The sequence below is a fragment of the Vibrio sp. 1F169 genome (genome assembly GCF_041439605.1).
GTDB classification, from domain to species: domain Bacteria; phylum Pseudomonadota; class Gammaproteobacteria; order Enterobacterales; family Vibrionaceae; genus Vibrio; species Vibrio tasmaniensis_A.
In genome coordinates this window covers 22,133-32,490 of sequence record NZ_JBGOOI010000055.1, presented here as the reverse complement: position 1 = coordinate 32,490, position 10,358 = coordinate 22,133, and the positions used below count along the sequence as shown (strand labels likewise).

General features: G+C 46.7%; 7 protein-coding genes. All 7 read right to left on the bottom strand.

Features of this window, described 5'->3' with window-relative positions:
• Nucleotides 1–87: 87 nt before the first annotated feature.
• The 7 genes from ACED53_RS17590 to gltB all read right to left on the bottom strand — a co-directional run bounded on the left by ACED53_RS17590 (nucleotide 88) and on the right by gltB (nucleotide 9,929).
• A complete protein-coding gene (locus ACED53_RS17590; RefSeq protein ID WP_017100513.1) occupies nucleotides 88–705 on the bottom strand; it encodes a TRIC cation channel family protein in 618 nt (205 codons plus the stop codon).
• 74 nt (nucleotides 706–779) lie between these two features.
• Nucleotides 780–1,649: a vitamin B12 ABC transporter substrate-binding protein BtuF gene (btuF, locus tag ACED53_RS17585; protein WP_017098317.1), complete on the bottom strand. Its 870-nt coding sequence runs from the start codon at nucleotides 1,647–1,649 to the stop codon at nucleotides 780–782.
• 1 nt (nucleotide 1,650) lies between these two features.
• Nucleotides 1,651–2,604 carry a cobalamin biosynthesis family protein gene (locus tag ACED53_RS17580; RefSeq protein ID WP_017098318.1) on the bottom strand — a complete coding sequence of 318 codons (954 nt, stop codon included), beginning with the start codon at nucleotides 2,602–2,604 and terminating at the stop codon, nucleotides 1,651–1,653.
• A 10-nt stretch (nucleotides 2,605–2,614) separates the two neighbouring features.
• Complete coding sequence (gene mtnN / locus ACED53_RS17575) at nucleotides 2,615–3,310, bottom strand: 5'-methylthioadenosine/S-adenosylhomocysteine nucleosidase (RefSeq protein WP_017100512.1); 696 nt, start codon at nucleotides 3,308–3,310, stop codon at nucleotides 2,615–2,617.
• 127 nt (nucleotides 3,311–3,437) lie between these two features.
• On the bottom strand, nucleotides 3,438–3,866 hold the full coding sequence (locus tag ACED53_RS17570; RefSeq protein ID WP_017100511.1) for a DUF1499 domain-containing protein: 429 nt from the start codon (nucleotides 3,864–3,866) through the stop codon (nucleotides 3,438–3,440).
• A 170-nt stretch (nucleotides 3,867–4,036) separates the two neighbouring features.
• On the bottom strand, nucleotides 4,037–5,449 hold the full coding sequence (locus ACED53_RS17565; RefSeq protein ID WP_029225425.1) for an FAD-dependent oxidoreductase: 1,413 nt from the start codon (nucleotides 5,447–5,449) through the stop codon (nucleotides 4,037–4,039).
• A 16-nt stretch (nucleotides 5,450–5,465) separates the two neighbouring features.
• Entirely contained in the window at nucleotides 5,466–9,929 is a 4,464-nt protein-coding gene (gene gltB, locus ACED53_RS17560) for a glutamate synthase large subunit (RefSeq protein ID WP_029225424.1), read from the bottom strand.
• Between the last annotated feature and the right edge of the window lie 429 nt (nucleotides 9,930–10,358).

The following is a 10,358-nucleotide window of genomic DNA, read 5'->3' as shown; positions in this document are numbered from 1 at the left end:
TCGGAAGGATCCTTCAACCGATCACTTTGGCTTTAACTGATCGGCATTACTCCTTTGCGGAGCCCATTTCTATTTTGTAACGCTAGCCTATTTGATAGCGAAGGTTGGCAATGACAAGTGCCAGCGAATAGCGCCAAGCCTAATCAATAGTGTCGTAAACACACCGGCTAAAAAGGCAGTTTCTGAGTCGTGCCCCATGGTAATTGCCATGGTATGGAAGGCGCCGCCAATGATACAAGCAGTTGCGTAGACTTCACTTCTTAGGATCATTGGGACTTCACGAGCAAGTACGTCACGGATAATGCCGCCACCACAGCCGGTGATCACACCCATGATAATAGCAACCAATGCAGAATCTTGATAAATCAGTGCTTTCTCAACACCAATGCCAACAAATACAGCTAAGCCTATCGCATCACATACTGGCAGGATCCACCAGGCCAGACGCTTGGGACGTCTTACTATAATCATGGTCAGCAAGCAGGTGGTGATGATGACCCAAAGGTAGGTGGTATCGGTGATCCAAAACACGGGAGTTGCACCCAATGCCATGTCACGAATTGTACCGCCGCCAATCGCGGTTACGCTACCTAAAACGGCGACACCAAAGGGATCCATCTTAAGACGGCCAGCGACAAATACGCCTGAGACAGCAAAAATGGCAGTGCCAAATAAATCGATAATATAAAGCAGCATGGAGTCCATGATACTGGTGCTCTTATGGTTGAAATTGTAGGGACAGGTCGGTGGCGAATTGTACGAAAAAACGCAGCAAATAGTTAGTGATTTTGCCTAGCTCTATCGAAGAAATCGCATACTTGTTGGATCGCTTTCAAAGTTCTCGTCGTCGGGCGATTAATCCAGTCAGAATTAAGTGACCAAATTTGATTTTGAGCGACTGCTGGGATCTCGTCCTCCCAAGTTTGCCACATGGTTCCATTCTCAATTGCATGCTGAGAAGTGAAGATCACTTGCGGTTTCCTTAATACAACTTGCTCAATACCAACTTGAGGATAAGGAGAAGCACTGTCTTCGAAAATATTGTGGCCGCCACAAAACTCAAACACCTCACTTGGCCAGTGCCCTTGAGCAACAGTGATGATCGGCTTCTCACTGAGCTGATAAAAGTAGTCTACGGGTCCGGCATCTTTATATTTTAGTCTCAACGCGTTGAGCTGCTCTCTGTATTGTTGAGCGTTATTTTCGCCAATACTTGGATCGCTTGCGAATTGGCTAAGTTGCTCAATATTGGTCGCGATGTTATCTAGGCTCTTGGTTTTTGAGTAATAAATATTAAAACCAAATTGCTCCAGTTTCGCGAGTTCTCTGGGCGGGTTTCCAGCTGGCCATGCGAGAATGAGATCAGGTTGCAGGGCGATGATCTTCTCAACCTTGATGCCTTGGTAATTCGCCACTTTCTCTAGTTTGTCAGCTTGTAGTGGATAATCACTTCGCTCACTCACCGCAACAAGCTTATCACCTAAACCAGCGCTGTATGCGAGTTCAGTGGCATGAGGAGCAAGGCTAACCACACGTTGAGCTGGTTGAACTTTTTCTGAAGTCAGTAGTGTTTCTTCTGCAAATGACAAAGGCAGCCATAAGCTGGAAAACAAAATAGTAAGGCTTGTAACAAGTGCTGATGGTTTCACTCTAAATCCCTTGGTGAACAAATAGTAAGATTAGGCTTTGTAAAAATATCCAGATAGCGATGCGACCAAACAGCAGTTTTTGAACTTGAGACAAGTGCAGCGCTGAAGGGGCGACTCTGCCGCCTAATTTTGCTCGAATAGCTTTGGTGTTGTCGTAAATCGCAGGACCGCCCAGTGACAGCTCAAGCTTGTTGCCGACAGCTGTAATCAACCATGCAGGGCCGGGCAATGGCCAAGAGCGACTCTGAACGAGCATCATCTTGAATGTGTGAGACGCTTTATCGCCACATACAATCATCAAGGCAAACAAGCGCATTGGTATGAATTCTAGGATAGCGACAATCTTGATTGCCGTTGATCCAAATGGAGAAAATCGCTTTCGACTTGGTGACCATGCACGCGCTAACTCAACAATCAGGCGATACATTAACGCGGCGATTCCACCACCAATGGCGTACCAGAATAAAACACAAACCACATTACGAGCGTAACCCATGATGATAGTTTCAGCCGCGGCTTTGCCAAGTCCAAGTGATGACAGTGATTCAGTTTGACGGTTAACAATCGGAGCCAATAACTGGCGAGCCGCGGCTTTATCTTCTCGGCCAAGTGCTTTGATCAACTGATTTGCCAACTTTTCATTGTTACGCCAATCAATAGCGAGTAACAACAGCGCTAATTCAAACAGTTGTGATTGCCAAACCAGTGGCTGCAGTGCCAATAGAATAACCAGAGTCGGCAAGACCATTAACCCCCAAGCTAAAGTGCCTGAGATTAAGCTTTGGGAATAATTTTGATTGTTATTAACCTTGGTTGCTAAAAGTTCAGCAAACTTATGCCATAAGGTCGTGGGATGTGCGGCATGGGGGATAGGTAAAATTAAATGAAAAAGCAGTGCTCCCCACATTACAAGGAGCACGCCATTTGCAAATACCTGATCAAACAGTGTTTGCATGTCTAGTCGCTTACTTTAGTAGGGCAACCATCTTGATAACCATCTCAGAAGAGCTTTGTGCTGCTAGTGGCAGGAACTCTTCGAAGCTCATTGGTGATTCTTTGTCTGCAACGTCAGAGATTGCACGAACAACCACGAATGGTACTTGGAATTGGTGACAAGCTTGAGCGATAGCCGATGCTTCCATCTCTACAGCAACCACTGATGGGAAGTGCTTGCGGATGAACGCTTGACGTTCTGCTGTGCAAACAAATGCGTCGCCAGTACAGATAAGACCGCGAACGGCGTGCTTATCTTCCATTTGTGCTAGAGCTTGTTCAGCAACAGCCATCAGTTTGTCGTCAGCTTTGAACGCTGCTGGTTGACCTGCCATTTGACCAATTTCGTAACCGAAAGCTGTAACGTCAGCATCGTGGTGACGAACTTCAGTAGAGATAACCACATCGCCAAGGTTCAGTGTTGAATCAAAACCGCCAGCAGAGCCAGTGTTTAGAACGACATCTGGTTGGTATTCACTTAGCAGGATTGAAGTACCAACAGCGGCTGCTACTTTACCAATGCCTGATTGAAGCAAAACAACGTCAACACCATTTAGCTGACCAGAGAAAAAGGTACAACCGCCTTTATTAACTTCAGTAATGTCTGAAATTGCTGCTTTTAGGATCGCAACTTCTTGCTCCATTGCGCCAATGATGCCGATTTTCATGTGTAGTCTCTTAATAAAAAATATTTAAACAGTAGAGCGAAATTGTAACATGGAAGAGAAGTGTCGAGCGACTGCCCAGAAGCACTTCTCATCCGAATACAGACGATTTATCTGTGTATTCTTTTATCTATTTGATTAAGCCTTCGCTTTTCAAGCTAGCACGAAGTTGTTCAGCACGTTTTCGGTTTACGCCAAAGTCAGAATGGCCAGTGCGAGACTCTGAACGCACGATCAGTTTGCCATCAGTGATCTTAAGCTCTAAGTCATCGACAAAGCGCATGATACGCGAGGTGCATTCAACACGTAGGTAGTCTTCCGTTTTACTGGCTGTTTTTGCGCCCGGTAAGGTCAGCGCAACCTGCTCAATGGCATCTAATTTTGCTGAATCTGATAACTCAAACAAGGCCAATGCATGCTGTTCACGGTCATCTTGAGTTGAAACGCAGTTTGGTTTGTCTCCACAAGGTGATGAAGTTCTGTCTTTCATGTCCGTGATTCCTTGGCTGCAAGCGGTTAGAGTTAAAAGAGATAGAGAAAGGAGAGCGGCTTTTTTCATAGTGTTTCCTATGGCTTGTTTTTAATTCTAATTGTAGTTATCGGTATTGGCTTATTTGTAATTGTTTTACGTATTTTCGTGATGCTTGTGATAAACGAATCTAATTCAAAAAAGGATCCATCATTGGATCCTTTTTTATAGTAACGAACTGAGTAATAAAGGAAACCCAATCACACTTCTAGGTAATCCAAGATCCCTTCTGCGGCTTTACGGCCTTCATCGATAGCGGTTACCACTAAGTCAGAGCCTCGAACGGCATCGCCACCAGCGAATATCTTGCTGTTGGTGGTTTGGTATTGAAACTCTTGTTTGCCGGGAGCCTTGATGCGACCCCATTGGTCGAGCTCTACACCAAATGGTTCTAGCCATTCCATTGCATGAGGTTGGAAACCAAATGCCATGATCACGGCATCAGCCTCAAGAACATGCTCACTGCCTTCAACCGGTTCAGGACGACGGCGGCCTGCCTCATCTGGTTCACCCAAGGCTGTTTTCATCACTTTAACGCCAGTCACATGACCGGATGAATCGGTTTCCAGTGCTAATGGTTGAAGGTTGAACATGAACTTCACGCCTTCCTCTTTCGCATTTTTCACCTCTCGGCGAGAGCCCGGCATGTTCGCTTCATCTCGGCGATAAGCACAAACAACATTAGCAGCGTGTTGACGAATCGACGTTCGGACACAGTCCATTGCAGTATCACCACCACCAAGCACGACTACTTTCTTGCCTTTCATGTCGATGAATGGCGTTGGGTTATCCAGTTCCATGACCTTGTAGGTATTGGAAACAAGAAATGGTAGGGCATCATAAACGCCCGGAGCTTCTTCGTTGTCTAATCCAGCACGCATATTTTTATAGGTGCCGACACCTAAGAAAACGGCATCATAATCATCGACAAGTTGTTGTAGTTGAACGTCTTTGCCGACTTCGGTATTCATTTTAAATTCGACCCCCATACCACTAAAGATACGGCGACGGTTTTCCATGATGCCTTTCTCAAGCTTGAACGATGGGATACCAAACGTCAGCAGGCCACCGATCTCAGGGTAGCGGTCAAATACCACGGCCTTCACACCGTTTCGAACTAAGATATCAGCTGCTGCAAGACCTGCTGGGCCTGCGCCGATGATCGCGACCTTTTTGTCGGTCCATTCAACGTGAGACATGTCTGGCTTCCAGCCCATCTCAAACGCTTTGTCATTGATGTATTTTTCAATGTTGCCGATGGTTACTGCGCCGAAATCATCGTTGAGGGTACAAGATCCCTCGCACAGCCGATCCTGAGGACAAACTCGTCCACACACCTCAGGTAAGCTGTTGGTTTGGTGAGACAGTTCAGCGGCTTCGATAATGCGCCCTTCATTGGCAAGCTTAAGCCACTGAGGGATGTAGTTATGAACTGGACATTTCCATTCACAGTAAGGGTTACCACAGTCTAAACAACGGTCAGCTTGCGCTTTGGCTTGTTGCTTAGTGAAAGGTTCGTAGATCTCTACAAACTCAATCTTACGTATCTTGATTGGTTTCTTCGCTGGGTCTACGCGATTCACATCAATAAATTGGTATACATTCTGGCTCATGATTGGCTCCTTCCAATTATTGCGCTTGAACACGAAGTTCAGCAGAGCTACGGCTTTGGTGACCGAGCAAGGTGTTAAGATCCGCCGTCTTTGGCTTCACTAGGTAGAACTTCGGAATCCATTCATCAAAGTTCGCCAGAATAGCTTCAGCGTGTACTGAGCCAGTCTCTTCTAAGTGCTCTGCAATCAGGCCGCGTAGATGTTCTTGGTGGATAAATAGATCAGACAGAGAAAGCGCTTCGACCGATTCGTTGTTCACACGGCCTTGGAAGTCTTCATTCTTATCCATGACATAAGCAAAACCACCCGTCATACCCGCGCCGAAGTTGACGCCAGTTGCGCCAAGAATGGCAACAATACCGCCAGTCATGTATTCACAGGCGTTGTCACCCGCACCTTCAATCACAGCAACGGTACCTGAGTTACGCACGCCAAATCGTTCGCCCGCAGTACCTGCGGCAAATAGCTTGCCTCCGGTTGCGCCATACAGACAAGTGTTGCCTATGATGGTCGCTTCGTTACAAGTAAATGCGGTGCCTTGGTGCGGCTTGATAACCACTTTGCCGCCAGCCATGCCTTTGCCAACATAGTCATTGGCATCGCCTGTCAGATATAGCTCTACGCCTCCGGCGTTCCAAACCGCAAAGGATTGGCCTGCTGTACCATCGAGATACAACTTAATTGGTGAGCCAGCCATACCTTGGTTACCGTAACGTTTGGCAATTTCACCAGAGATACGAGCACCAATCGAGCGATCGGTGTTGATCACGTTGTAGTAAAGGCTGGTGGATTGACGTTTCTCAATCGCATCAATTGCATCATCAAGGATCTGTTGGTTGAGCTGAGCCTTATCAAATGGTGCGTTTGGCTCAGTCCAAAACAGTGGGTGACCTTCTGGAGATACTGGAGCTTCGAGTATTGAAGAGAGATCGAGTTTGCTCTGTTTCGCAGTGAGGCCTTGAACGGCTTCAAGCAAGTCAGTACGACCAATCAGATCAGTAAGTTTCTCTACGCCAAGTTCTGCAAGGTACTGGCGAACTTCATCGGCTAGGCCGGTAAAGTAGTTCACCACCATGTCTGGTAGGCCTTTGAAGTATTCACGACGTAGGGTTTCATCTTGAGTCGCCACACCCGTCGCACAGTTATTTAGGTGACAAATTCTTAAGAACTTACAACCCATGGCGACCATTGGTGCGGTACCAAAACCAAAGCTCTCTGCACCTAAAATCGCGCCTTTAATGACGTCGAGGCCGGTTTTTAAACCACCATCGACTTGCAGACGGATCTTATGACGAAGTCCGTTGGCAACTAGTGCTTGTTGAGTCTCGGCTAAGCCAAGCTCCCAAGGACAACCTGCGTATTTCACTGAAGTCAGCGGGCTTGCCGCGGTACCACCGTCGTAACCGGAGATCGTAATCAAGTCGGCATAAGCTTTCGCTACACCCGTAGCAATGGTGCCTACACCCGGTTCAGATACTAACTTTACTGAAACCAAGGCGTTAGGGTTAACTTGCTTAAGGTCGAAAATCAGCTGCGCCAGATCTTCGATAGAATAAATATCGTGATGTGGAGGAGGAGAGATCAGAGTCACGCCTTGAACTGAGTATCTCAGCTTAGCGATTTCTGCCGTGACTTTATGACCCGGTAGTTGACCGCCTTCGCCTGGTTTCGCACCTTGTGCGACTTTGATTTGTAGAACATCCGCATTGGTTAAGTAATGTGGCGTCACACCAAAACGACCAGAAGCTATCTGTTTAATTCGTGAGTTGCGATCAGTCCCAAAGCGTCGTGGATCTTCACCACCTTCACCAGAGTTGGAATAACCACCTAAGCGGTTCATCGCCATGGCCAGCGCTTCATGAGCTTCTGGGCTCAAGGCACCAATCGACATGGCTGCCGAGTCGAAGCGTTTAAAGAGATCGCTACTCGGCTCGACTTGTTCTAGAGGTAGAGGTTGATCGGCTTTTTTGAGGCTCATTAAGTCGCGCAGCATAGCAGCTGGGCGAGCATTAACTTGCTTCGCAAAAGATTGATAATCTGATGTTTCGCCTGTCTTTACGGCGGTTTGCAAGGTACTGACTACATCTGGGTTGTACGCGTGGTATTCGCCGCCATGTACATATTTGAGTAAGCCACCATGTTCCAGTGGTTTACGCTTAGTCCATGCTTTACGAGATAGATTATAGATATCTTGTTGGAAGTCGCTAAAGCTAGCGCCTTGGATACGAGTCGTTACGCCACGGAAACACAAATCAACGACATCGGTATGTAAGCCGACCGCCTCAAATAACTGCGAGCAGCGATACGAAGCAATTGTCGATATACCCATCTTCGACATGATCTTATACAGACCTTTGTTGATGCCGTTTTGGTAATTTTGCAATGCAGTGCGATAGTCTTTATCTAATGAACCCTCGTCCAACATTTTGCCCAGAGCTTCATAAGCGAGATACGGGTAAACCGCGGTTGCGCCGAAGCCAAGCAGTACGGCAAATTGGTGTGGGTCACGTGCGGTTGCTGTTTCAACTACTATGTTAGCATCACAACGCAGGTTGTTGTCTGCAAGTCGAGTTTGCACCGCACCGACCGCCATGGCTGCTGGAACGGGTAGCTTACCTTTCTCTAAACCTTTGTCTGAAAGCACAACCAAAACGGCGCCGTCACGTACATCTTGAACCGCACGATCACACAAGTCGTTGATGGCTTGTTCGAGATCTTTTTCTGCTGGGTCATAGTGCATGCTAAGAATCGTATGGCCATAATGCTTTTGATTTAATTGCAGAAGTTGCTGCATATCAGAATAAAGCAGAACGGGTGAATCAAACGTCACACGGTAAGCATGCCCATCGGTTTCACAGAACACATTCATCTCTTGGCCGATACTGGTTGCCAGAGACATAACGTGTTTTTCACGCAAAGGATCAATCGGTGGGTTGGTGACTTGAGCAAACTTCTGACGGAAATAGTCGGTGATTAGGCGCTCTTTAGAAGACAGCACTGCCATTGGCGTATCGTCGCCCATAGAACCGACCGCTTCTTGTCCCATGTCACCGAGTACACGCAGTACTTGGTCTGACTCTTCGTTGCTCATTGCAAACTGTTTTTGATAGGTCTTTAGGGTGTCATCATCAAAATTACGCTTACCGACTTGGTCATCTGCTAGTGCGGAAAACGGTGTTAATTTGTGAACGTTCTTATCCATCCACTCTTTATATGGGTGACGGCCTTTAAGATCATTGTCGATCTCGTTCGACTGCCATAGCTTACCGCGACGCGTATCAATAACGAGTAATTCACCAGGGCCAACACGTCCTTTCTCTGCCACTTCGTCTGGCGCATAATTCCAGATACCGACTTCAGATGCCAAGGTGATTAGGTTGTCTTTTGTGATCACATAGCGAGCAGGGCGTAATCCGTTTCTGTCGAGGTTACATGCAGCATAACGGCCGTCAGACAGTACGATACCCGCAGGGCCATCCCACGGTTCCATGTGCTTGGAGTTGAAATCGTAAAAGGCACGAAGCTCTGGATCCATGTCTGGGTGGTTTTGCCAAGCGGGCGGTACAAGCATACGCATCGCTCGGAATACATCCATACCACCGGCAAGGAATAGATCGAGCATGTTGTCTAGGCTTGAGGAGTCTGATCCTGTCTCATTCACAAAAGGTGCGGCAGTTTGTAAATCGGGCAGCAGCGGTGAAGAGAATTTATAGGCGCGAGCTTTAGCCCATTGACGGTTGCCTTCAATGGTATTGATCTCACCATTGTGTGCCAAATAGCGGAATGGTTGAGCCAGTGGCCAACGCGGCTGAGTATTAGTTGAGAAACGCTGGTGGAACAGACATATTGCAGATTCCATACGTAAGTCTGCAAGATCGAGGTAAAATCGCGGAAGATCGGCGGGCATACACAAGCCTTTGTAGACCATGACTTGAGTCGACAGGCTACAAATATAAAAATCTTTGTCTTCGGTGATCTGCTTTTCAATTCGACGACGAGCGATATAAAGGCGTCGTTCAATATCGCGCTCACGCCAACCTGCTGGGGCCGAGATAAACACTTGTTGAATATTGGGAACAGAATCTTTGGCGATTGGGCCTAATACGTCGGTGTTGGTCGGCACGACACGCCAGCCCGCTACGGTTAAAGTCTCTTGAGCGAGTTCTTTATTGACGATGTCTTGCGCCGATTGCGCTTTGATTGGATCTTGGCTGAAGAAAATCATGCCGACAGCGTATTGCTTGCCGAGCTTGAAGTTATTCTCTTCAGCAATAATTCTGAGATAAGAGTCTGGCTTCTGTAGCAATAAGCCACAGCCATCTCCGGTTTTACCATCCGCGGCGATACCACCACGGTGTGTCATGCGATCGAGGGCTGAAATAGCAGTTCGCACCAACTTATGACTCGGTTGGCCTTCCATTTGCGCTATTAAACCAAATCCACAGTTGTCTTTTTCAAGACTAGGATCATATAGAGCCATTGCAATTCTCCCTTTTGCTTCGCTGTCATCCAGACAGTAAATGACTAACTATTCATGTACTTGTTATTTTTTATGAACTTGTTCTTATATAAACTGATAGTTTGTTTTTAGCTAGCTAAAACGTTATTGGTTGTGTTAACAAAACCGATTGGTTTTATTTTCATCAGCTTTACAACGTATAGCTAATTGTGTTTAAGGTCAAGTTCATGGTTAATTATCATGTGTAAACGCGATTAACCACGTAATAATCTGAAATAGTCGATGAAGATCAATGAGATATAAGAGCTAGATGTTAACGAGATTTAACATGCACAGCCGGAGTGATTGAGAAAGAGTTAAAGGCCAGATAGAAAAAAGGCTAGCATCGAGTGCTAGCCAAACATAAAAGTTAGGAAGGGTGTTGCTTTTCCTCTAGGCTAACGTCATCGA

Bases quoted from the DNA above. Each gene is read 5' to 3' on its own strand.
- ACED53_RS17590 (WP_017100513.1), bottom strand. From the start codon at position 705: ATGGACTCCATGCTGCTTTATATTATCGATTTATTTGGCACTGCCATT.
- gltB (WP_029225424.1), bottom strand. From the start codon at position 9,929: ATGGCTCTATATGATCCTAGTCTTGAAAAAGACAACTGTGGATTTGGT.
- ACED53_RS17580 (WP_017098318.1), bottom strand. From the start codon at position 2,604: ATGCAAACACTGTTTGATCAGGTATTTGCAAATGGCGTGCTCCTTGTA.
- mtnN (WP_017100512.1), bottom strand. From the start codon at position 3,310: ATGAAAATCGGCATCATTGGCGCAATGGAGCAAGAAGTTGCGATCCTA.
- ACED53_RS17565 (WP_029225425.1), bottom strand. From the start codon at position 5,449: ATGAGCCAGAATGTATACCAATTTATTGATGTGAATCGCGTAGACCCA.
- ACED53_RS17570 (WP_017100511.1), bottom strand. From the start codon at position 3,866: ATGAAAAAAGCCGCTCTCCTTTCTCTATCTCTTTTAACTCTAACCGCT.